The sequence below is a fragment of the Shewanella sp. SM69 genome, from assembly GCF_025653985.1.
GTDB classification, from domain to species: domain Bacteria; phylum Pseudomonadota; class Gammaproteobacteria; order Enterobacterales; family Shewanellaceae; genus Shewanella; species Shewanella oncorhynchi.
The window spans coordinates 98,799-121,679 of record NZ_JAKKRV010000014.1; the positions used below are offsets into that span (position 1 = coordinate 98,799).

A 22,881-nucleotide genomic window follows, 5' to 3' on the forward strand; every position below is an offset into this window, starting at 1 on the left:
TGATGGCCTTTGATGTAGATGAAGAGATACTCCAGGACTTTTTAATCGAAGCCGGTGAAATTTTAGAGCTTCTGCAAGAGCAACTCGTTGCGCTTGAAAATAATCCTGATGATACTAACTTGCTGAACGCCATTTTCCGAGGTTTTCATACCGTTAAAGGTGGTGCTGGCTTTCTTAGCTTAACTCCCATGGTTGATGTTTGTCATGAGGCTGAGAATACCTTCGATTTATTGCGGACAGGCAAGCGTAGCGTTAACGCAGAGTTGATGGATATTATTTTGCAGGCTGTTGATGCAATTAATACCATGTTTGCGCAAACCCAGCAGGGCGAGCAACAAGACCCCGCCGATTCAGGTTTGTTAGCGAGACTTAAAATGCTCAGTTCAGGTGCGCCTTTGCCATCTGAAGTCGCTTCTGCCAAGGTTGTAGAGCCAGAACCTGTTGTTGAAGTCATTATTGATACTCCTACCCTTCAAGAAATCCCTGCTGACATAAGTGATAACTCATCTTCCATTGAAAATACGTCTTCAAGTATCGATGATATCAATGATGCTGAATTTGAAGCTTTATTGGATGCGCTTCATGGTTCAGGAAAGGGACCTGCGGTCGCTGCTACCACATTTGTATCTGAGCCTGTTGCTGTCAAGCCTGCTGCACCAATTAAAACACCTTCAACATCAGGTGATGACATCACTGATGATGAGTTCGAGGCGTTACTGGATGAACTTCATGGCTCAGGTAAATTTAAAGCTGAGGCTGAAGTGCCTGTTAAGCCTAAGGTTGTGGCAACACCTGCGCCTCAACCGATTGTAGATGCTGATGAAATTACCGATGATGAGTTTGAGCGATTACTCGATGAACTCCATGGGAAAGGCGGAGCACCTGCGAAAGCTGAAGTAAAAGCGCCTACGCCCCCTGTTTCGACTGTAGCACCTACTGCTGCACCACATGCTCCTGCGCCAGTAAAAGCCGCAGTACCAGCTCCTGCCCCAGTCGTTGCTGCAAAACCTAAGGTGGAAATTGCGGTTGTCGATAAAGCACCTGCTAAGGCTAGCTCTGCGAATGTGCCTCAGGGTGAAACAACGGTACGTGTAGATACTGCACGACTCGACCAGATCATGAATATGGTGGGTGAGTTAGTGTTAGTGCGTAATCGATTGGTGAGCTTAGGCATCAGCCGTGATGATGAGGAGATGTCGAAAGCTCTCGCGAACTTAGATCTCGTTACTGCCGATTTGCAAGGCGCTGTGATGAAAACCCGTATGCAACCGATCAAGAAAGTGTTTGGTCGTTTCCCTCGGGTGGTACGTGATCTTGCTCGTACACTAAACAAAGAAATTGATTTGATCATGGTCGGTGAAGAAACTGACTTAGATAAAAACCTCGTTGAAGCGCTTGCCGATCCACTCGTCCACTTAGTGCGTAACTCTGTGGACCATGGTATCGAGATGCCAAACGAGCGTGAAGCTAGTGGTAAGCCAAGAACGGGAACGATTACCTTATCTGCAAGTCAGGAAGGCGACCATATACTGCTGAAAATCGAAGACGATGGCGCAGGCATGGATCCTGAAAAACTCAAAAAAATTGCCATAAACCGTGGTGTGCTCGATGAAGATTCTGCTTCGCGGATGACAGACAGCGAAGCCTATAATTTGATTTTTGCACCAGGTTTTTCAACTAAAGTTGAGATTTCAGATATTTCAGGCCGTGGTGTTGGGATGGACGTGGTAAAAACTCGTATCACCCAGCTGAATGGCACTGTACATATTGATTCCATGAAAGGTAAGGGAACGATACTTGAGATTAAAGTACCGCTAACACTGGCGATTATGCCAACCTTAATGGTCGATGTCGCTAAACAAGTGTTTGCATTACCTCTATCTAGCGTGAATGAGATTTTCCATCTCGATCTCACAAAAACCAATATTGTTGATGGGCAACTGACTGTCATAGTGCGTAATAAGGCCGTACCTTTGTTCTATTTGGAACACTGGCTACATAGAAACAAAACCACCTTTAAACATGGCGATAAAAAGCATGGTCATGTGGTTATCGTGCAATTAGGCATGATGCAAATTGGTTTTGTAGTGGATGCCTTAATAGGACAAGAAGAAGTCGTTATTAAACCTCTTGGCGCTATGTTACATGGCACACCTGGGATGGCTGGTGCGACAATTACATCGGATGGTGGTATTGCACTGATCTTAGATGTTCCTGGATTGCTAAAGCATTATGCGAAAAGTAAGAATTAGTTTCCAAGCTAAGGAATGGAATGGCCATTAAAGTATTAGTCGTTGATGACTCAAGTTTTTTCAGACGACGTGTTAGTGAAATAGTCAATCAAGATCCTGAACTGGAAGTTATCGCGACGGCCTCAAATGGGGCCGAAGCGGTGAAGTTGGCTGCTGAGCTTAATCCCCAAGTTATTACTATGGATATTGAGATGCCTGTCATGGATGGTATTACTGCTGTTCGTGAAATCATGGCTAAGTGTCCGACTCCGATCTTGATGTTTTCTTCTTTAACCCATGATGGCGCTAAAGCAACGTTAGACGCTTTAGATGCTGGTGCATTAGATTTTCTGCCTAAACGTTTTGAAGATATTGCGACCAACAAAGATGATGCCATTTTATTGTTGCAACAAAGAGTTAAGGCATTGGGACGACGCAGAATGTTTCGTCCGATTGCACGTCCTGTGGTCGCGCCAACACCTAGCGTGCGTCCAACAGGTAGCGTTTTAGGTACAACGAGTATATCGGCTCATACGCCTGTCGCAGCTCCTGTTAGAACCTCAACGGCAACGACGATTCGTGCAAGTGGTAAACAGTATAAATTATTGCTGATCGGTACATCTACTGGTGGTCCGGTTGCGTTGCAAAAAATACTCACGCAGTTTCCGGCAAACTATCCGCATCCTATTTTATTAATCCAGCATATGCCTGCTGCCTTTACCCCTGCATTTGCGAGTCGTTTAAATGGTTTATGTAAGATTGATGTAAAAGAGGCCGCTAATGGCGATCTTCTTAAACCTGGTTGTGCATATTTAGCGCCGGGTGGTATGCAAATGATGGTTGAACGTACTGGAGCAAGTGGCCGATTAAAAGTTATCGCAGGCAGTGCTGATATGAATTATAAGCCCTGTGTGGATATCACCTTTGCTTCTGCTTCTAAAGCCTTTAGTGGTGATGTGCTTGCTGTTGTATTAACTGGCATGGGGGCGGATGGCAGAGAAGGCGCACGTATGTTGAAAGCTGTAGGCGCTACCATTTGGGCGCAAGATGAAGCCAGTTGTGTGGTTTATGGTATGCCACAAGCCGTTGCGAGTGCTGGGATTGCCACCCAGTCGATAGCCTTAGACAACATGGCCGAATGTATTTTAAAAGAGTCTGTTCGTGTCTAAAAATCAATATCCGATGAGCACAAATAGTGTGCTCATCATCTTGTTGATGGGCATAGCCATTTTGGTTCTTGGTGCCTTAAGCCTTGATTACAAGCGTAAGAATAGTTTGCTGCAGGCGGATGTAAAACGTTTGGAATCGACTCAGGTGCTGTTAATGGTACCTGACGAACAGGCTGAGGCCATTGCAACTTGGTTAGCGTCTCATCCCGATCAGACTAAAGCAATGTTGCAATTAGCGGCTCCTGGTGAGCAGAAGGCTGTAGCGATTGGTCCTGAGCCGGTACAAAATAGCATTCCGCCTTTGCTGGGCAAACTAGATACTGAAATAGATACGGCGAAGGAAAAAACTAATCTGGAATCCTCTATTCCTAAACAGCTTCAAGCGCCAGAAAAAGAGGTTAAAGCTGTTTCTCAGACAATTGCCCCCCAAAATGCAGAGATGCTGCCCGTGGTGATATCTGAGAATGCCGATGGTGTCAAAGTGATTAGTTTGCCCAATGGCGGCATTCGAGTCACGACCAGAAAAGAGTAGTAATTTTTAGAATTTGTGAACTCACGATTTTCTAGTTCATTAGCATATTAACCAGTATAGGTAGGGGTCACTTCTTGAAAGTCTGGACCATAGCGAATCAAAAAGGTGGCGTAGGTAAAACCACGACGGTAGCGAGTTTAGCGGGAACATTAGCTAAGCGTGGCAAGCGTGTTCTTATGATAGATACCGATCCACATGCTTCGTTAGGTTATTACTTAGGTATTGATTCTGAAGAGGTTCCAGGCTCGTTGTTTGATGTTTTTCTTGCCCATAAAAACCTTTCTAAGGAACTCGTTTTATCCCATGTAGTGCCGACCTTAGTCGATGGTTTGGATTTATTACCTGCAACTATGGCATTGGCTACCTTAGACAGAGCCTTAGGTCATCAAGAGGGAATGGGATTAGTACTACGTAATTTATTAGCACTGGTTGCTGATGATTATGATGTTGCTATCGTTGATTGCCCACCTGTACTAGGGGTATTAATGGTCAATGCGCTTGCGGCAAGTCAGCATATCATTATTCCTGTGCAGACGGAGTTTCTTGCCATTAAAGGGCTAGAGCGGATGATTAAAACGATGGAGTTAATGGGCCGATCTAAGAAGACACGCTACAGTTACACTGTTGTGCCTACCATGTATGATAAACGCACCAAAGCATCACCTGCGGCTTTGCAAGTTCTTGGTGCCGAATACAGTGATACTTTGTGGAAAGACGTTATTCCAGTAGACACTAAGTTTAGAGATGCCAGTTTGGCACATCTACCAGCATCGCATTATGCGAGTGGTTGCCGCGGCGTTAAAGCCTATGAAAGATTATTAGATTTCTTATTAGTTGGGGAGTTTGGCCATGTCAAAATCGGTTGATGAAACTGTTTTTGATTTTTTCGCATTATTGCTGCAGGAAGACGACAGTCCAAACCAGATTGTTTCCCCTCAAAGCATTGTAAAAGCAGACTCAAATCAAAATGTTGCAGTTAATCAAACGGAGGCTGCATTGCTCGATGCGGCAATTTTGGCTGAAAATGGTCGCACTGCCGCACCGCAGAATGTAGAGAAGGCCATAACGCCTATTGCGCAGTTGCAGCCAAAAGTGGCGCCAAGACAGCATGAGTTTGTTGCTCCGGTAAGCCAGGTTGTAGCTCAAGTGAATAAGCAAGCGTTAGAGAAATTATTAGCGCCAGTACTAAAGACTGCAAGGTTAGAATCGATACCACCTTCAGTAGAGATAGCGCCACCTATTGATGTTCAACCTGTTGTGGTGGAAGTACCAAAAGCTCAGCCTGTTGTTAATGAAACCGTTGCTGATGAAATCGTTGAGCCAGTGGTTGTGCCAGAAACACAAGTCGGCATTACGCCTCCTAGTGTGACAAAAGATTTGCAAGAAGTGCTCGATGATGAGTTTCAGGTACTATTCTTTAAAGTAGCAGGGCTGACATTGGCCGTGCCTTTGGTGAGTTTAGGCGGAATAGTAAAAGTTGAGCGGATAAACCACATCTTTGGTCGACCCGCATGGTTTCTTGGTGTACAGACGCATAGGGAGGAACAATTGAACATTGTCGACACTTGTGCGTGGGTTATGCCAGAAAAATACACAGATAAACTGGCGCAATCGGTAAATTATCAATATCTTGTATTATTAGAAGGCAGTAACTGGGGATTGACTTGTGAGTCCTTGGTCAATGCGGTAAAAATTAATAAATCGCAAGTCAACTGGCGTAGTCAAGCGGGTAAACGCCCTTGGTTAGCGGGTGTAGTGAAAGAACAGATGTGTGGCATTTTGCACGTACAAGCCTTAGTTGAAATGCTTAATGCGGGTTTAGGTTGTCAGGACTCAATTGGTTGAGGTAAACATGAAAGATACAAGAAATGTAGCAGCAGTCGCTGCAAGTAAAGATGATGCAGTATTACAATGGGTTACCTTTAAGTTGGACCATGAAACTTACGGTATAAACGTAATGCAAGTGCAGGAAGTGCTGCGTTATACTGAAATTGCCCCCGTACCTGGTGCCCCCTATTATGTTCTAGGCATCATTAACTTGCGTGGTAATGTTGTCACTGTAATTGATACCCGCTCACGTTTTGGATTACAGTCTGCTGAAGTTGATGATTCAACCCGAATCGTTATCATCGAAGCTGAAAAGCAGGTCATTGGTATTTTAGTTGATAGTGTTGCAGAAGTAGTTTATTTGCGCCGCTCTGAAATTGACAATGCGCCTAATGTTGGAACGGAAGAGAGTGCTAAGTTTATTCAAGGCGTGAGCAATCGCGACAATGAATTACTTATCCTAGTTGATCTCGACAAATTATTGTCCGATGAAGAATGGGCTGAGTTGACTCAGATCTAATCAATGAGTGTGATAAGGCTGAATGATTAGAATTCATTCAGCCATTTTGTTTATTTGCGAATAAATCGATGATGTTGAGTATTTACGATTTATGGATAGACGAAGTCTTTTTATTATAGCTTGAACAATGGCCAATTATATTGGTGACGTTAAGTGAGCACTTTGTAATAGATAACTCACTTGTAAGCCAGCTCCTAATCTATGGCTTTGAGTGAGTATAAGGATTTTTGATGGGCGATGAATTTTTGATCGCAGCGTTAGTTTATGTCATCGCATGCTTAGGGTTAGTACTCTTTTTACAAAAGCAATTGAGTAAATTAAGAAGCAAAGTTGATGCATTGACTGTGTTAGTTAAAGAGGGCGATCGGCAGCGAGAGTCTTTTAAACGCGAATTGCAAGAATTACGCAGTGGCACAATCGGTGTAGGCCGTCGTGTTATTGAATTAGAGAAACGCATATTGCAACAGTCTGAACGGATTGAAGAGACGACTCAACAGGATCCACAGGCAAAACTTTATACTCGAGCCATGAAGATGGTCGCGCTTGGTGCTGGCGTTGACGAGTTGATTAAGGAATGCGAATTACCTAAAGCTGAAGCCGAGCTGTTGATCCGTCTGCATCGTAAGTAATCGGTAGCCAATTGAACACTAAAAGCTAATTTTTCTGAATTAGCTTTTTTATTTTATGCCTTCTCGACAATTTTTTTATGCATATTATTCCATTGCTCAGGAAATTTACCGTCGAGCATATACACAAATGCAATCAGTTCGGCGATAAGCAGGTAAAGCTCCTTGGGAATTTCCTCTCCTAACTCTAGCAATTTCAAAAAATGGCTCAGATGGGGATCTTGATGGATATAAACGCCGTTAGCCTTAGCTAAGGCAATAATTTCTTCTGCGATAAGCCCTTCACCAGTCGCAACTATTTTAGGAGCGTTACGGCCATCGTAGCTCAGTGCGACAGCTTGTTTAGGTTCACTCTCTTCGCTCATATCGTTATTCCCAATGTTTTGTATAATGAACTCAATATTAGTGTTGGAACATTGTCACTCATTAAGCTTTTGTCTTTACGAGGAAATGATCACCAGGTAATAAGGTTGCTGGTACTTGCGCTATTTGAGTTGATAATTCACCAGGCGTAAAACCCAGTTGTGATAGTTTTTGGCTTAAGGGCGTTAAAAAGTTATTAACCTTATTAAGTAGTATCTGACTATTGCCTTTAAACTGGATATCTAATTGTTGATTGTGGTTTTGGGCTGAAATCAGCAGAGGTCCTTGTGCTAGATTAAACTTCAGTTGTAAACGCCATCCTGTTTTTTTATCTGGGTCATCAGGATCGGCTTCTTGCTCAAATTTCCCTTCTAGTTGCTCCTGTCGTTGGTTAATGCCATAGGGCAGGGCGAAGAACCACACCAAATTGCCAGCGCTCTCATTACTTGCCTGTTGGTATAAATGCAGGTTAGAGGCTAATAGTCCCATGCTATCAAGGCCTCCTGCTTTGCTCAGTTGCCCAAGAAGTTTAGTGGAGAAGCCCACTTTAGCTTGTAACTGTTCAAGGTAGTCGGCAAGCTTTTTGCTCATGGAATTCGAATTGTTATTGGCTTTAAAGCCAAGTAGCAGCTGAAAAAGTGAGGTAATTGCACTCCCATTCATGAGCATAGAGGCTTGATTTGATTGAGGCGTAGCAAGATTTAGACTCGCTAGACCGAGAATATTGGCTTTGAGTTCATCGATATCATTTAATTGGCTCAGTGGTGGTAGCCCTAAATGCGGTAGGTGTTTCAATAACTCAGATGCTAAATTCGAGCTGCTATTAGAACGGGATAACTCAATAGGAAGTGCCCCCGCTTTATTGAACGCTTTTTGTAAGACATCGGCCACTTTTATCGAAGTGTCAGTCTTAGCATCATTGCCTTGTTGTTCACTCTTTTGGTTACTGGATCCTAAAATATTCTTAAGTTTGTTTATGTCTGTAGGACTCACACTTAGGATTTCTTGTGACGTTTTTGAGCTTTGAGGTAACCCGTTTTTGCTATTTACGTTTTCACCCATTTGTGATGCTGGTGATTGACCTACAAGCCGATTTTCAAGGGCTGAGTTTTGGGTGCTGATCTGACCTAAGTCTTTAGTTGTTGGCGTTATGACTTGCGCGTTAGAGATATTCTGTGAGCCAGTCGCAGTAGGCGCTGATGGAACATCTACTTTACTTTGAAGCTGCATTATATCGACTTTGGCCGTGACAATTTGTTTTGTGGGCTCAGGTAGAAAGTTGATATTTTCGAGTTTTTTTAGAAAGGACGCAATGATCTGGGCTGGTTCAATTTTCGCGATCACAAGATCAGAAGATGGTTTATTTGTGGGAACCTGAGTTTCATTTACTGGCGTCCCAATTATGATTTCGAGTTTGCTCTGTATTGGGGTGAGTAATAAAATAGGGCGCCCTTGTTGAAAGGCTATTTTCGCGATGAATTCACCTTGATTCAGCTGGGGTCCAGGATCTTGTGCTACAACGGTACCATTAGCAAATTGAAGCTCCTTGTTAACTATAGTGACGTTGGGTAATGGATAGCCCTGTGTGCGAGCCGCGAGCGTTGAAAGCTGCGTCTGAGAGATGCCATTTTGTTGTGCCAGATTGATCACTGCCTCAGGGATTTTCAGTACGAGGGGTGTAGCTAAGGCAAGTAGTTGGCTAGTGGAGTTTTGCACTATCGTAGTTGGAGTTGAGCTGTTCTGCGCATTGGGCGTGACTAAAAAGCTATTAGCAGTCAACAATATTTGCCGCTGTTGAGCATTAACTAGCTTTAAATTATATTCTGTACCGTTTAGAATAATACTATCTCCCTCAGGTGATGTTTGCACCTGAGCCGGAATGGGGCGTGGAGTAGCATTGAGGGCATCAGTGTGGGCCATCGCAGTGTGTAACTGCGAATTTTGACTGCTGACAAGTGGAATCGACTCCATTTAATGACCTTATATAGTTTATCCTGCGATACATTCGTTTAGTAAAATTAACAATTGACCAATTTTTTTTGCCAAGTATGCTTATGCGCCTTGTGACAAAGGAACTGTCATACTGGATAGTATGCCACTAAGACGAATTATCTTTATATCGTCATTTTTGTATTGTCACTTTAGCGAAAATTTGATGTCTAAACTGTACATTTATATTAAGAGAGCGATATGAAGTTAAAATGGATGGGATTATCTTTGGGGTTAATGCTGTTGCCTAAAGTGCAATCGGCTGAAGTATCCCTACCAGATACCATTCAGCAGGAAACACCTGCTAAGGTACAAATTACCTATGATGATCCCCGCGATCCGTTCGAAGGCTTTAACCGAGCTATGTGGGACTTCAACTATCTCTACCTAGATAGATATTTATATCGTCCTGTAGCCCATGGTTATAACGATTATATTCCTACGCCTGCTAAAACAGGTATCAATAACTTTGTGCAGAATTTAGAGGAACCTAGCAGCTTAGTAAACAATGTGCTGCAGGGCAAGTGGGGCTGGGCGGCTAATGCTGGTGGACGCTTTACAATCAATTCTACTGTCGGCTTATTAGGTGTCATTGATGTCGCTGACATGATGGGTATGAGCCGCAAGCAAGATGAGTTTAATGAAGTGCTGGGTTATTATGGGGTGCCTAATGGACCTTACTTCATGGCGCCATTTGCGGGTCCTTATGTTGTGCGAGAACTCGCGTCTGATTGGGTTGATGGTCTATACTTTCCATTGTCTGAGTTAACAATGTGGCAATCCATTGTTAAATGGGGACTTAAAAACCTTCATTCTAGAGCATCAGCAATCGATCAAGAGCGACTTGTTGATAATTCACTCGATCCTTATGCCTTTGTCAAAGATGCATATTTACAGCACATGGACTATAAAGTCTATGATGGTAATGTCCCTCAAAAGCAAGATGATGATGAGTTTCTCGATCAGTATATGCAGGAGCTTGAGTAACCCTATTGGCCGTACTTGACAGCATTTGTCTTTAGTCATCAAATGCTAGCCTTGTTAAATTTTGTTATTGGCATATTCACTTGAGTAATGGCTATGCGATGAACTTTATTCGGGAACCTTTATGGCGTTAAATGGTGTTGCGGTTCTTTTAGTTGAAGATGACCCCGTGTTTAGGCAGATTGTTGCAAGCTTTCTCGATAGTAGAGGTGCGCAAGTCACACAAGCCTGTGATGGTGAACAAGGATTGTCAGTTTTTAAATCGCAGCGCTTCGATATTGTTCTTGCAGACTTGAGTATGCCTAAGCTCGGTGGGCTCGATATGCTTAAGGAAATGACAAGGTTAGCGCCTTTAGTGCCTTCTATCGTGATCTCGGGTAATAATGTCATGGCTGACGTTGTAGAAGCCTTACGCATTGGCGCAAGTGATTATCTCGTTAAGCCAGTATCTGATTTATTTATTATTGAACAAGCGATTAAACAAAGCCTTCATAGTTTCTACATTGATGATACTCAAGCCGCAGATTTTGACGCGCTATCCCACCAAGAATTAAGTGATAATCTAGCATTGCTTGAGCAAAGTGTTGCTGCGGCAAAACAAGTTCAGCAACAACTCTTTCCCGCTTCAAATATTAGTTATCCGGCAGCCAAGGTTGACTATAGCCTTTATAAAAATAGCGATATAAGCAGTTATTTCATTGATTCAACTATGGTTGGTAGTGATCACCTGATTATGTACATGGCCCATTTGTATCCAGAGGATAATCGAGCCGCGTTTGCCTGCGTTTTGCTTAGAAGTTTTGTTAATCAGAAGCTTAAAGATTTTAGGAATGGCCAGAGTCAAAGCATTATTGAACCATTCAATATGATGAGCTATTTGAACGAGCGTTTAGTGAAATCTGGTCTCGATATTAAAGCCGATATGATTTATGTTGCCATTGAGCTAACTAAGTACCGTGCAGCTATTGCACAGGCGGGTAAGGGGCTGCGTTGTTATCTGCGTAATGATGAGGGATTAAGCCCGTTAGCACTGCCTGAGAGTCTTCAGCTTGGCGTGTTAGACTGGGGTAAACCGAGCATTCAGTTCCGCAGTATTTTACCGCAAGAACAGTTGTGTATTGCGACAAGTGAGCCTGAGCATAAACAAGCTTTACTTGATAACAAGTTTAAGGGCTTAGTCTATGATGCAACGCTACCTGCTGGTGGTTTTCTACAGTTAAGCCTTTAGTTTTTTTGACGCTTTGGCGAAATTGAGTATGTAACTGAATAGATGACTTAACAAAAACGCCTTACTCTTGCGAGTAAGGCGTTTTGTTTTAACAATCAAAAACAGTCGAACAGGATTATTAACGTTTTATCGCTTCATGTTCAGCCGTCACTGCAATTTCACTTTCTAAGGCTTCGGCTTCAGTGTGATGCTTGGTTTCTGCGCCATGCATCCAATCGACTAATTTGTCAGCCATAAAATACAGGATCACGCCAGACAGAGCCGCTGTAATCGCGATACCAGCAAAAATTGACATAGCATTAGCAAGTTGTTCCTCTTTGCCACCACCGTGACCAATCAAAGAGCCTACGACCCCTGCAACCTTGTTCGCCATCGCAATAAACAGGAACCAAGCGCCCATCATCAAAGAGGCAATACGCAGTGGAGCAAGCTTAGTCACCATAGACAAGCCAATAGGTGACAAACATAATTCACCCATAGTATGGAAGAAATAAGCACCCACTAACCACCACATGCTTGATTTAGCTGTAGGATCGCTACCCATCTCAACCACAGCGCCAATCATGAACAAGAAGCCAATCGCCAATAAGAACAAACCTAAGGCAAATTTCACTGGCGAGTTAGGTTCATTTTTACCTAAACGGATCCAGATAGAAGCAATTACAGGGGCAAATAACACGATAAAAATAGCGTTTAGCGATTGGAAATAAGTCGTGGGCACTTCCCAAGTACCTATGTAACGGTCAGTAAACTCATTGGTAAATAAGTTCATTAACCCGCCCGCTTGTTCAAAGCCCGCCCAGAAAATAATCGTGAACAAACCCAGCACCATAATCACCTTGAGACGATCACGCTCAATTTTAGTAAGTGGTTCTTTACGGGTATTGCCTAGCTTAGCCTGGCGTTCACGTTCCAGCTTGGCCGCTGGCACGGTACCAATGTTACCTAACAGTTTTTGAGCAAATAAAAATTGAATCACCAGCGATAGCAGCATACCAATACCAGCACAGAAGAAACCTGCCTGCCAGTTATTAACAAAAACCTCTTGGCCATTAACCATTTCAGTGTGGCCAAAGCTAGTATAAGCCCAAGCAACAATAAAGCCGGATAATGCCGCACCTAAATTGATTCCCATATAGAAAATAGTAAATGCACCATCGCGACGGTGATCACCTTCCTCGTAGAGATCGCCCACCATAGTGGAAATGTTCGGCTTAAACAAACCATTACCCAGAATGAGGGTACCTAAACCGATATAAAAAATGGTCGTTTCAATACCAGGAAACCAAGCATGTGGCGCAGCTAGCATAAATTGGCCTGCCGCCATTAACGCGCCACCAAAATAAATGGCTTTGCGCTGTCCCAGAAAATTATCAGCTAACCAACCACCAATCAGCGGCGTTAAATACACTAACGCAGTAAAAGTACCATACAAGGATAAAGCGTCAGCTTGGCTAAATCCTAAGCCGCCACCGCCTTGTTTACCCACCTGATCAACTAAATACAGTACCAAAATGGCACGCATTGCATAATAACTAAATCGTTCCCAAAGTTCTGTTGTAAACAGCAGGAACAATCCCTTGGGATGCCCAAGCATCGTTCCTTGTGGTTTTGCTACGCTCATGAAGTCTTCCACCTTAAGCTCGTGATTGCCTGTGGGCCCCTGAAACAGGATGATGTCACCACAGAAAAATGGTTGTTGCTCGTCCCAATATCGCCTGCAGGTTTAATCAACCATTAATTCCCGCTATAGCATTCATTAATTGTTGAATAACCGCTAGTTACGTATGGGTTATTGTTACGTTCTTATAATAAAAGTAATGTGTTTAGCAGTAAAATGAGTCTTTTCGCTAAAATCCCACCTTATATACCCCTTAAAAGCAACCAAAGTCAATTTTGGTAAGCTAAGTGGTGACATTATCAGCAGTATAGTGTTGTGATTTTAATTATGAATTAGTTAATGTGAGCGTCATTGTATGCATACCGAGCGAGAGACTGGAATAGTCGAAAAATTACTTCCACCGACTTGAGCATCTTTGCTATGATTGCGACCCGTGAATGGACATCACTTATTTATAGGGTAGTGAGATTAGCTTATGAAGGCATGGTACCTTTTGTATTGTAAACCTCGTAGTGAAGCGAGAGCACAACAAAACTTAGCACTTCAAAATTTAGAGACGTATTTGCCTATGGTCTCTGAAGAGAAATCTCAGCGCGGGCGCAAACAAGTTTGTCGTGTACCACTATTTCCAAATTATTTATTCATCAATTTTGACCCAAGCCAGACAAGTGTCAGGCAGGTCCATTCTACTCGTGGTGTGAATCGAATCGTTAATTGTCAAGAGAAAATGACGCCCATTGACGACAGAATTATCCATGCCATTCGCATGAAAGAACTAACGCCTTCCCAAACAGTATTAGCCGAAGAATTAGAGCTAAAAACGGGGGAAAAAATTCGTTTTACAGATGGGCCCTTTGTTGATCTCGAAGGCATTTTTCAAGAAAAATGCCCAAATAAACGTTGCCATGTTCTTTTTAACATTATGGGGCAGATAAAGACGGTTACTGTACCTGAGCAAACGGTTGAAAGAGTTTGTAGTTAACTAATTGACACAAGTTTCATTGTAAGAATTAAGATGAAATATTTGTAGGAAATTGACTATTCTTATTATTAAGGCTTTTTGCCAGAGATGGATAACGTTTTGTTAAGTTATTAAATAATAAGGTTTTTATGGATTTTTACAAAATTCAAATCATTAAGATTTTAATTTATCTCTAAAATTTGAAACATAGACTTGCAATTGCTTGTTAATTAACCAGTCAAGCTTTCGGGTTTGAAGTAAACTTATGTAACCAGACTTTAAGATTGTCGTTTATTCTTCTTAACGTCATTGGTATGTTGTTAAAAATGAATCTTTAGTTGATGCGCAAACTTAGCTGCTTAAGGCCTGCATTAACGTTTAGGTGACTATTGGGTTTAGGCTGTGATAGTCTTGTTCTAATTAATAATTTGGCGTGTTTTTCCCACAAGAGTGGTGATATCACTCGCTAGAAATTCAAATGGATTGGAGCCTTGTAATTCTTTTTATAAAGAATGATGAGGTTTTATTACATGAAAAATATGAGTTTTCGCGTCGCGAAGGGCAATATAGAAGCCGCAATCTATGGGCGGTAGCGTGTCTGAAAGGTGAGAAGCCGCTGGTTGATCCCTCGAACGAGAGGTACGGATACCGAACTGGCAGGTATATAGGGATATATTTAGCGAATGAAAAGTTTCATTCGTTAAGCGGACGCCGAAGGCCTCAGGCCGCCACGCGGATCGGTAGCGTGTCTTAAAGGTGAGAAACCGCAGGTTAATCTCTCGAACGAGAGGTACGGATACCGAACTGGCAGGTATAAAAATAGGGATATTTATCGAAAAACAGTTTCTTCATTAAATGAGTAATGGAGGGAGCCTCAATAGCCATTAATATGTCCAATTTTACCTTTATTCAGCCATGATACGATTAACCGTAGCTGCTTGATGATGTAAATAATCCAACATTTACCCCAAAGAATCGTTAGTTTTTTGTACACTCTAAATGGCGTTTGATTGCCGAGTGTTTGAATGTGAAACTCAGGTTTTACCTCTAAAAATCCAATAATAAGCTTTGACTCATTTTTATAAACGGAGATATCTGGTGCTACGACAAGTCAAAAAATTCATCATACTAGGCATAAGTGCCGCGATTTTGATGGGCGCGCAGGCTAATGCCATTACGCCATCTCCACAGATGATCGAGCAGTTCAAAGCTTTACCTAAGTCAGAACAAGAAAGGCTAGCACGTCAATATGGCGTTGACCCTTCGATGATCACTGGTGGTTCAGCTGCTCAAACAGTAGTTGAAAATCCAACTGTGGTGACTCCACGTGCTGCCAATAATGATGTAGTTGACCAATCTGAAAGTGACCAGCTAAACCAGGCGACGAAGTCAGAGGCAAAGGTTGAAGCTATTGAAGACAAAAAAGAAAATCAATTAAAGCGTTTTGGTTACGATCTCTTTGCGGGGTCGCCAAGCACTTTTGCACCAGTTAGCGATGTGCCAGTGCCTGCTGAGTACATGATTGGTCCCGGTGATAGCTTAAATGTTCAGTTGTTTGGTAAAGAGAATAACCAGTACACGCTAACCGTTGGTCGTGATGGAGCAATTCAATTTCCGGGTTTAGGGCCAATATCGCTTGTTGGTTTGAGTTTTTCAGAAGTACGCGAATTGTTACAGCAAAAAATTAGCCAAAGTATGATTGGCATTGAGTCAAATATCACAATGGGCGAATTACGGTCAATTCGTATCTTTGTTGCTGGTGATGCTTTTCAACCAGGCTCCTACACTGTTTCTAGTTTATCGACGATCACTCAAGCATTATTTATTTCCGGTGGTGTGAATCAAATTGGTAGCTTGCGTGACATACAAATTAAACGAGCAGGTAAAACAGTAGGTCGCCTAGATCTCTATGATTTACTTCTGCGTGGTGATGCATCAGGTGATATTCGCTTACAATCAGGTGATGTGGTTTTTATTCCATCATCAGGTGGTTCAGTTAGCGTGATTGGTGAAGTTCGTCGTCCTGCTATATATGAGCTTAAAAATAATGAAACCATGGCTGATGTTATTCGCATGGCCAGTGGTCTAAATCCGGGCGCATATCCAAAAGCAAGTACAGTTGAACGTTATAGTAATGAATCAGTTAAAACTGTAGTGGGTGTTGATTTAACAGAAAATTTAGGACTAAACACTTTAGTCAAAAATGGCGACCTCTTAAATGTAAGATCTGCCTCTAGCCGTATTGATAATGCGATTACTCTGGCAGGCGCTGTTGTTCGTCCTGGTAAATATCAATGGACTAAAGGTTTAACTGTTGCCGATTTACTCCCTTCAGTTTGGGGGGATTTAACCATATCCGCTGATTTGGATTATTCCTTACTTGTCCGTGAAATAAATCAACGCGGTGATATTCAAGTGGAGCGTATTGCGCTTGGACGAGCGATTGCAGAACCTAAATCACATTATAATCCTAAGCTAAATCCGCGTGATTCAATCATTGTTTTTGATTACGCAGACCGTGAAGAGTTATTAAAACCTATAGTTAAAAAACTGAGAGAGCAGAGTCGTTTCGGCGATGCTGCTAAGTTAGTCAGCATCAATGGAAATGTGCGTTTCCCTGGGCAATACCCCATTACTATTAATGGCGATGTTAAAGAATTACTCATTGCGGCTGGTGGTTTAGAAGAAGGTGCCTATACACTTTCGGCTGAATTGACTCGTCAAAATGTTTCTGAGCAAAACGGTGTATCGGTCGAACATATGCAGCTGAGCTTAGATCAGGTCATGCAAAATGTACCAACTGCAAACGTTATACTTCAAAGCCGTGACATCTTAACCGTTCGCACGCTTCCTGATTGGCAGGAGACTCGCTGGGTGACTATCAAGGGTGAAGTTAAGTTTCCCGGTACTTACAGTATTCAGCGTAGCGAAAGCTTGAAAGATGTAATATCTCGCGCAGGTGGTTTGACGAGCGATGCAGCTCCTCGCAGTGCTGTATTTTTACGAAAGTCAGTAAAAGATAAAGAGCAGCTTGAGTTATCAAAACTTGCTGATGAATTACGCCGTGAAATTGCTGCTAAAGCGTTGACAAAAGATACACCAACTATTGGCTATAACGATGCGCAGCTGATGTTAAATCAGCTTGAAAATGTTAAAACTGTCGGTCGATTAGTTGTTGATATCAATGCAATCCAACTGGGTATAGATAGTGCTAACCTAATGCTTGAAGATGAGGATGCGTTGTATATTCCTGCGACTAATCAAACCGTGTCAGTCATGGGCCAAGTACAGCACCCAAGCACACATAGATATAAACAAGGTTTAACATTCGACCAATATTTAGCATTATCTGGTGGCGCACGTAAACGTGCCGATGAATCACGCTCATATATTTTAAGGGCTGATGGCTCAGTTCAAATGCCCGAATCTTCGATGTGGTTTAGTGGTGGTAGTGCCATGGAACCAGGCGATACCATAGTTGTACCATTAGATACTGAATATAAAGACAACTTAACGCTTTGGAGTCAAGTCACTGGCATTATCTACAATACTGCTGTTGCAGTGTCTGTAATCTCAGGACTGTAGAAGCAAAGTTCGAGGGCGTTGCTCCGCAACTGCTAGGACACAAGCTCGCACTTGGCCCTAGCACCTTTTATTTTCTCGAACCTTCTTTGAATATCTTTAAGCTTTCCTAGGGCCTAGCATCTAGGATCTAGGACCTAGAACCTAAAAAAATGAACACACAAATTACTCAAAATCCAAACACATACCAATCCGACGCAAGGTTTCCTCAAGTGCAAGATGACGAAATTGACCTCCGCGAGTTGTTCACCGTCATCTGGCAAGGTAAATGGTTAATCATTGCCATTACGGCTGTATTTGCCATTGGTTCTGTGGTGTTTGCGATAATGCAACCCAATATCTATAAGTCTGAGGCATTACTGGCCCCGGCAGCAGAAGAGCAAGGTGGTGGGTTAAGTGCATTAGCCTCTCAATTTGGCGGTTTAGCCAGCTTAGCTGGAGTGAATTTAGGCAGTAAAGGGGGGACAGACAAAACTCAGCTGGCAATTGAAGTATTAAAATCCCGTCAATTTACTAGTGATTTCATTCAAAAGCATAATATTCTTGCTGATATAATGGCAGCAAAAAAGTGGGATCGAGATTTAGATATAATCGTATACGATGCGGATCTTTATGATGATAAATCAAATCATTGGGTACGCGAAGTTGACCCTCCACTTAAACCAGAACCTTCAATGCAGGAAGCGTATAAAGTTTTCAGTAAAATATTAGTTATTAATACGGCTAAAGAAACCGGTATGGTTACTCTAGCGGTTGAGCATGTATCTCCAAGCGTAGCAAAACAATGGGTTACTTGGTTAATCGAAGATATCAATAAAGTCATGAAAGAGCGAGATGTTGCGGAAGCAAACCGCAGCAGCGAGTTTTTAAATAAGCAGATTGCTCTAACCAATGTCGCCGATATTAAAACGATTCTTTACAAGCTAATTGAAGAACAAGCTAAAACCATTATGTTCGCTGAAGTAAGAGACGAATACGTATTTAAAACCATAGATCCAGCACTAGTCCCTGAAGAAAAGGCAAAACCTAAACGCGCATTAATTTGCGTATTAGGCACAATGCTTGGCGGTATGTTAGGTGTGATGTTTGTTTTAATTAGGCACTTCATGAGAAAAGAGCAGAGCCTAGAGCCTAGAGCCTAGAGCCTAGAGCCTACTTTTCCCTTTTTTTTTGAAGGGCCTATTGGGACAGTTTCAAGAAAAACAGTAAAACCTAGGCTTTACAAGGGATAGTGAAGATGTGATTGTCTCAAAATGGATGAAAAGTGTCTCAGGTTGGTTTGAAAGGCTGAGATGGAAAAAGTGGAGATTTCGAATTGGAACTCCCATCAAGCAGTAACAGTGGTTAACCTAGCTGGTGGAGGACATCAATCGGGTGATGAAACACTGGTATGTACAGAAGGCAGAGCGCAGTACGCAGTTTTTAAATAAGCAGATTGAACGCACCAATGTCGCCAATATTAAAGCGATTCTTTATAAGTTGGTGGAAGAACAAGCTAAAACCATTATGTTTGCCGAAGTTCGTGATGAATACGTATTTAAAACCATCGATCCCGCATTAGCCCCTGAAGAAAGGGTTAAGCCTAAACGCGCATTAATATGCGTACTAGGCACTATGCTTGGTGGTATGTTAGGTGTGATGTTTGTTTTAATAAGGCACTTTGCTCGTAAACAGAGTGTATAGAATATAAACGTAGAGTTTCTGCATTTGATTTTAAAGTCATGTAGCGGTGCTCTGTATGCCATAGGCCATCCTAATGGTTAACAAATTAGGTCTTTGTATGAATTTACGAGTCAATGAAATAGTAGACGCCGAAGATTTTCAACCAATTAAAACGGTAACTAAACGTTTTAAGTCAAAACGACAGGTGCTAACTCAGGAGGTTATTTATGTCTATTGCCCTAAAGATAGGGAGTTGGAGATAGGTGAGATTATCGATGATTACTCATTCGATATGATCGTTAATGACTACAGCATTACTGATTTAAGCTGTAAAGTAATTTGCCATTTCGAAAGTGCTCGTTTATCCAAAGAGCAACGGCAGTTTTTAGTAAAAGCTACGGAGCTCGGGGCTTGGGTAGAACCATTAGTTAGCTATTTAGACGAACGACTAGGTTATACCGAAGTACGCTTACTCCATAGTGGTTACTTTTTGCATCAAAAAGCGTTTTCTATTTTATCAACTAAACGTACTCAATTAGCTAAAAGAGTTATTGATTTATTTATGGCGTTTCTGCTTTGTACTGTAGCAATTCCTGTTGGATTACTTACAGCATTGGCTATTAAGTTAGAAAGTCCAGGGCCAGTATTTTATAAACAGCGACGAACTGGCCAATATAATGATGAATTTGAGGTGATCAAATTTCGCTCAATGCGTAATGATGCTGAAAAATCAGGCGCGCAATGGGCAAGCCAGAATGATGCTCGAGTAACAAAAGTGGGTAACTTTATTCGTAAGACTCGCATTGATGAGTTGCCACAAATTATAAATATTCTAAAGGGCGAAATGTCGATAGTCGGTCCTCGTCCAGAGCGAGAAGTGTTTATTGCCGAATTGGAAAAAGAAATTCCCTATTATCGTTTCCGCCATGCAGTAAAACCTGGTGTAACTGGCTTAGCTCAAGTCAGTTATCCCTATGGTGCCTCAGTTGAGGATGCTGTTTGGAAGCATAAATATGATATTTATTATATTAAACACCACAGTACTTTGTTAGACATTAAAATATTGTTGAAGACTGTTAAAGTAGTTTTGTTTGGTATGGGTAGATAACCCTATATATTTTAGGTTTCATTTAATGAAGATTTTAGTAACTGGTGGTGCAGGTTTTATTGGTTCAGCGGTGATAAGACATATCATTCACTACACTAGCGACAGTGTAATTAACGTAGATAAACTCACTTATGCTGGCAATTTAGAATCACTTGTAAGTGTGAAGGCAAGTGATCGTTACACGTTTGAGCAAGTCGATATTTGTGACCGTGCCCAGATCGATAGAGTCTTTGCACATCATCAGCCAGATGTAGTGATGCATTTAGCTGCAGAGTCCCATGTTGACCGCTCAATCACAGGTCCAGCTGATTTTATTCAAACCAATATAGTGGGGACTTACACTTTACTCGAAGCCGCCCGCCAATATTGGAACGAGCTTGATGCTGAGCGTAAATCATCTTTCCGCTTCCATCATATCTCTACAGATGAGGTGTATGGCGATTTACCTCATCCTGATGAGGTACAAGATGCAGACGAGTTAACTCTTTTTACGGAAACGACCCCTTATGCTCCTAGTAGCCCTTATTCTGCTTCTAAAGCTTCTAGTGATCATCTTGTACGCGCTTGGCGTCGCACCTATGGTCTGCCGACGATCGTGACTAACTGCTCAAATAACTACGGTCCTTATCATTTTCCAGAAAAGTTAATTCCGCTGGTAATCCTGAATGCACTTGAAGGAAAGCCATTACCTATTTACGGTAAAGGCGACCAAATTCGCGACTGGCTCTATGTTGAAGATCATGCACGTGCACTCTATAAAGTCGTGACTGAAGGTAAGGTCGGTGAAACCTACAATATTGGTGGCCATAACGAAAAACAGAATTTAGAAGTGGTACAAACCATTTGCTCCATCTTAGATTCTTTAGTGCCTAAAGCTACGCCTTACGCCGAGCAAATTACCTATGTGACCGATAGACCTGGACACGATCGCCGTTATGCCATCGATGCAAGTAAAATGAGTACAGAGCTTGACTGGCAACCACAAGAAACCTTTGAAACTGGCTTACGTAAAACAGTTGAATGGTATTTAGCTAACCAAGAATGGTGCCAGCATGTTCAAGACGGTACTTATCAGCGTGAGCGTTTAGGCGCACTTTAGTGGTGAGTTGTGAATAGTGAATGGTGAATAGAGAGTGGCACATTCGCGACTCTCTTTTTAACGAATAACTATTAACGGCTCATAAAGGTTCAAGGAATGAAAACGCATAAGCAGCTTGATGTATGGATACAGGCTATGGCGCTGGTAAAAATGATATATGCAGCTACATCGACTTTCCCGCGTGAAGAGATGTTTGGTTTAACAAGTCAAATGCGGCGAGCCGCAGTTTCAATACCATCGAATATTGCAGAAGGTGCTGGTCGGAGTGGTAGTAAAGAATTTGCGCATTTCCTCGATATTGCTCGTGGTTCATTAGCGGAATTGGATACGCAATTAGAAATTGCGCAAATGCTCAACTATTTGTCACCAGACCCATTGATTACACAACAACTGAATAGTGTTGGCGCATTGCTCACCGGACTAAAGAAAAGCATAAAAGGTTTATAGAAATGGATAGCAAACAATTAACAAATAACAACTCACCAGTCACGAGTAAAATTAAAGGAATTATTCTTGCGGGTGGTTCAGGTACTCGTTTATATCCTATAACTATGGGCGTTTCTAAGCAGTTGCTACCAGTTTACGACAAACCCATGATTTACTATCCACTTTCGGTGTTAATGCTCGCGGGTATTAAGGATATTTTGATTATTACTACCCCAGAAGATTGCGATAGTTTTAAGCGTCTACTCGGTGACGGCTCCCAATTTGGTATTACGCTCGAATATGCTCTCCAGCCAAGCCCAGATGGTTTAGCACAAGCATTTATTATTGGTGAAGAGTTTATTGGTAATTCCAGTGTGTGTTTGGTGCTTGGTGACAATATTTTTTATGGACAGGGTTTTAGTGCCAAGTTGAAAAAAGCGGTTGATAAGGCTCAGACAGGTGAAGGAGCGACCGTTTTTGGTTATCAAGTTAAAGATCCTGAACGTTTTGGTGTAGTAGAGTTCGATCAAAACCAAAAGGCTATTTCAATTGAGGAAAAGCCTTTATACCCCAAAAGTCATTACGCGGTAACTGGTCTCTATTTTTATCCTAACGATGTTATTAAATTGGCAAAGCAAGTAAAGCCGTCTGAACGTGGTGAACTTGAAATCACAACCCTTAATGAGTTTTATCTTAAGCAAGGGAGTCTACATGTTGAAATGTTGGGCCGAGGCTTTGCTTGGCTGGATACAGGTACACATGAAAGCTTGCTAGAAGCAGCACAGTTTGTTGAAACGCTAGAAAAACGCCAAGGTTATAAAATCGCCTGTTTAGAAGAGATTGCTTATTTGCAGCGTTGGCTAACTGAAGATCAGTTAATGGCGCGCGGCGAGTTGATGAGCAAAAACAGTTATGGCCAATATCTATTAACCTTGGCTAAACCATAATCCCCA

General features: G+C 42.1%; 19 protein-coding genes and 1 pseudogene. 17 read left to right on the forward strand and 3 right to left on the reverse strand.

Going from position 1 to position 22,881, the window contains the following annotated elements:
• The first annotated feature begins 2 nt into the window (after positions 1-2).
• From L5M37_RS17665 to L5M37_RS17695, 7 genes are all read left to right on the forward strand, one after another.
• On the forward strand, positions 3-2,252 hold the full coding sequence (locus L5M37_RS17665; protein WP_131523093.1) for a chemotaxis protein CheA: 2,250 nt from the start codon (positions 3-5) through the stop codon (positions 2,250-2,252).
• A 20-nt stretch (positions 2,253-2,272) separates the two neighbouring features.
• The gene (locus tag L5M37_RS17670) at positions 2,273-3,400 is read left to right on the forward strand and encodes a chemotaxis response regulator protein-glutamate methylesterase (RefSeq protein WP_263197785.1); all 1,128 of its coding nucleotides are present in this window, start codon (positions 2,273-2,275) and stop codon (positions 3,398-3,400) included.
• 13 nt (positions 3,401-3,413) lie between these two features.
• Positions 3,414-3,932 (forward strand): membrane anchored protein in chemotaxis locus, encoded by a 519-nt coding sequence (locus L5M37_RS17675; RefSeq protein ID WP_263201433.1) that lies wholly within the window; start codon positions 3,414-3,416, stop codon positions 3,930-3,932.
• A 74-nt stretch (positions 3,933-4,006) separates the two neighbouring features.
• Positions 4,007-4,798, forward strand: coding sequence for a ParA family protein (locus L5M37_RS17680; protein ID WP_028761170.1), 792 nt, complete (start codon positions 4,007-4,009; stop codon positions 4,796-4,798).
• Positions 4,782-5,777, forward strand: coding sequence for a chemotaxis protein CheW (locus tag L5M37_RS17685; RefSeq protein ID WP_263201412.1), 996 nt, complete (start codon positions 4,782-4,784; stop codon positions 5,775-5,777). The genes L5M37_RS17680 and L5M37_RS17685 overlap by 17 nt, the downstream gene beginning before the upstream one ends.
• A 7-nt stretch (positions 5,778-5,784) precedes the next feature.
• Positions 5,785-6,279: a chemotaxis protein CheW gene (locus L5M37_RS17690; RefSeq protein WP_006082380.1), complete on the forward strand. Its 495-nt coding sequence runs from the start codon at positions 5,785-5,787 to the stop codon at positions 6,277-6,279.
• Positions 6,280-6,509: 230 nt separating this feature from the next.
• On the forward strand, positions 6,510-6,908 hold the full coding sequence (locus L5M37_RS17695; protein ID WP_173243810.1) for a DUF2802 domain-containing protein: 399 nt from the start codon (positions 6,510-6,512) through the stop codon (positions 6,906-6,908).
• Positions 6,909-6,961: 53 nt separating this feature from the next.
• Here L5M37_RS17695 and L5M37_RS17700 read toward each other — a convergent pair whose 3' ends face one another.
• Entirely contained in the window at positions 6,962-7,270 is a 309-nt protein-coding gene (locus tag L5M37_RS17700; protein ID WP_263197788.1) for an EscU/YscU/HrcU family type III secretion system export apparatus switch protein, read from the reverse strand.
• A gap of 61 nt (positions 7,271-7,331) precedes the next feature.
• Positions 7,332-9,239 carry a hypothetical protein gene (locus L5M37_RS17705; RefSeq protein WP_263197789.1) on the reverse strand — a complete coding sequence of 636 codons (1,908 nt, stop codon included), beginning with the start codon at positions 9,237-9,239 and terminating at the stop codon, positions 7,332-7,334.
• A 219-nt stretch (positions 9,240-9,458) separates the two neighbouring features.
• Between L5M37_RS17705 and L5M37_RS17710 the strand changes: the two genes are divergently transcribed.
• On the forward strand, positions 9,459-10,244 hold the full coding sequence (locus L5M37_RS17710) for a VacJ family lipoprotein (RefSeq protein WP_263197791.1): 786 nt from the start codon (positions 9,459-9,461) through the stop codon (positions 10,242-10,244).
• Between the two features lie 121 nt (positions 10,245-10,365).
• A complete protein-coding gene (locus tag L5M37_RS17715) occupies positions 10,366-11,469 on the forward strand; it encodes a response regulator (protein ID WP_263191051.1) in 1,104 nt (367 codons plus the stop codon).
• 118 nt (positions 11,470-11,587) lie between these two features.
• Here L5M37_RS17715 and L5M37_RS17720 read toward each other — a convergent pair whose 3' ends face one another.
• Entirely contained in the window at positions 11,588-13,093 is a 1,506-nt protein-coding gene (locus L5M37_RS17720; protein WP_028761163.1) for a peptide MFS transporter, read from the reverse strand.
• Positions 13,094-13,565: 472 nt separating this feature from the next.
• Here L5M37_RS17720 and rfaH point away from each other — a divergent pair, with 472 nt between their 5' ends.
• The 8 genes and pseudogenes from rfaH (at position 13,566) to rfbA (ending at position 22,875) form a co-directional block, all read left to right on the forward strand.
• The gene (gene rfaH / locus L5M37_RS17725; RefSeq protein WP_105251953.1) at positions 13,566-14,072 is read left to right on the forward strand and encodes a transcription/translation regulatory transformer protein RfaH; all 507 of its coding nucleotides are present in this window, start codon (positions 13,566-13,568) and stop codon (positions 14,070-14,072) included.
• A 1,077-nt stretch (positions 14,073-15,149) separates the two neighbouring features.
• A complete protein-coding gene (locus L5M37_RS17730) occupies positions 15,150-17,636 on the forward strand; it encodes an SLBB domain-containing protein (protein WP_263197793.1) in 2,487 nt (828 codons plus the stop codon).
• A 149-nt stretch (positions 17,637-17,785) separates the two neighbouring features.
• Positions 17,786-18,775 (forward strand): Wzz/FepE/Etk N-terminal domain-containing protein, encoded by a 990-nt coding sequence (locus tag L5M37_RS17735; protein WP_263197795.1) that lies wholly within the window; start codon positions 17,786-17,788, stop codon positions 18,773-18,775.
• A gap of 211 nt (positions 18,776-18,986) precedes the next feature.
• Positions 18,987-19,316: pseudogene (locus L5M37_RS17740) on the forward strand (GNVR domain-containing protein); the annotation flags it as partial.
• Between the two features lie 97 nt (positions 19,317-19,413).
• The gene (locus tag L5M37_RS17745; protein ID WP_263201414.1) at positions 19,414-20,403 is read left to right on the forward strand and encodes an exopolysaccharide biosynthesis polyprenyl glycosylphosphotransferase; all 990 of its coding nucleotides are present in this window, start codon (positions 19,414-19,416) and stop codon (positions 20,401-20,403) included.
• Positions 20,404-20,428: 25 nt separating this feature from the next.
• A complete protein-coding gene (gene rfbB, locus L5M37_RS17750) occupies positions 20,429-21,502 on the forward strand; it encodes a dTDP-glucose 4,6-dehydratase (RefSeq protein WP_263201416.1) in 1,074 nt (357 codons plus the stop codon).
• Between the two features lie 96 nt (positions 21,503-21,598).
• Positions 21,599-21,949 (forward strand): four helix bundle protein, encoded by a 351-nt coding sequence (locus tag L5M37_RS17755; RefSeq protein ID WP_259474671.1) that lies wholly within the window; start codon positions 21,599-21,601, stop codon positions 21,947-21,949.
• A gap of 50 nt (positions 21,950-21,999) precedes the next feature.
• Positions 22,000-22,875: a glucose-1-phosphate thymidylyltransferase RfbA gene (gene rfbA / locus L5M37_RS17760; protein WP_263201434.1), complete on the forward strand. Its 876-nt coding sequence runs from the start codon at positions 22,000-22,002 to the stop codon at positions 22,873-22,875.
• Positions 22,876-22,881: the final 6 nt, after the last annotated feature.

Bases quoted from the DNA above. Each gene is read 5' to 3' on its own strand.
- L5M37_RS17665 (WP_131523093.1), top strand. From the start codon at position 3: ATGGCCTTTGATGTAGATGAAGAGATACTCCAGGACTTTTTAATCGAA.
- L5M37_RS17670 (WP_263197785.1), top strand. From the start codon at position 2,273: ATGGCCATTAAAGTATTAGTCGTTGATGACTCAAGTTTTTTCAGACGA.
- L5M37_RS17675 (WP_263201433.1), top strand. From the start codon at position 3,414: ATGAGCACAAATAGTGTGCTCATCATCTTGTTGATGGGCATAGCCATT.
- L5M37_RS17685 (WP_263201412.1), top strand. From the start codon at position 4,782: ATGTCAAAATCGGTTGATGAAACTGTTTTTGATTTTTTCGCATTATTG.
- L5M37_RS17690 (WP_006082380.1), top strand. From the start codon at position 5,785: ATGAAAGATACAAGAAATGTAGCAGCAGTCGCTGCAAGTAAAGATGAT.
- L5M37_RS17695 (WP_173243810.1), top strand. From the start codon at position 6,510: ATGGGCGATGAATTTTTGATCGCAGCGTTAGTTTATGTCATCGCATGC.
- L5M37_RS17700 (WP_263197788.1), bottom strand. From the start codon at position 7,270: ATGAGCGAAGAGAGTGAACCTAAACAAGCTGTCGCACTGAGCTACGAT.
- L5M37_RS17705 (WP_263197789.1), bottom strand. From the start codon at position 9,239: ATGGAGTCGATTCCACTTGTCAGCAGTCAAAATTCGCAGTTACACACT.
- L5M37_RS17710 (WP_263197791.1), top strand. From the start codon at position 9,459: ATGAAGTTAAAATGGATGGGATTATCTTTGGGGTTAATGCTGTTGCCT.
- L5M37_RS17715 (WP_263191051.1), top strand. From the start codon at position 10,366: ATGGCGTTAAATGGTGTTGCGGTTCTTTTAGTTGAAGATGACCCCGTG.
- L5M37_RS17720 (WP_028761163.1), bottom strand. From the start codon at position 13,093: ATGAGCGTAGCAAAACCACAAGGAACGATGCTTGGGCATCCCAAGGGA.
- rfaH (WP_105251953.1), top strand. From the start codon at position 13,566: ATGAAGGCATGGTACCTTTTGTATTGTAAACCTCGTAGTGAAGCGAGA.
- L5M37_RS17735 (WP_263197795.1), top strand. From the start codon at position 17,786: ATGAACACACAAATTACTCAAAATCCAAACACATACCAATCCGACGCA.
- L5M37_RS17745 (WP_263201414.1), top strand. From the start codon at position 19,414: ATGAATTTACGAGTCAATGAAATAGTAGACGCCGAAGATTTTCAACCA.
- rfbB (WP_263201416.1), top strand. From the start codon at position 20,429: ATGAAGATTTTAGTAACTGGTGGTGCAGGTTTTATTGGTTCAGCGGTG.
- L5M37_RS17755 (WP_259474671.1), top strand. From the start codon at position 21,599: ATGAAAACGCATAAGCAGCTTGATGTATGGATACAGGCTATGGCGCTG.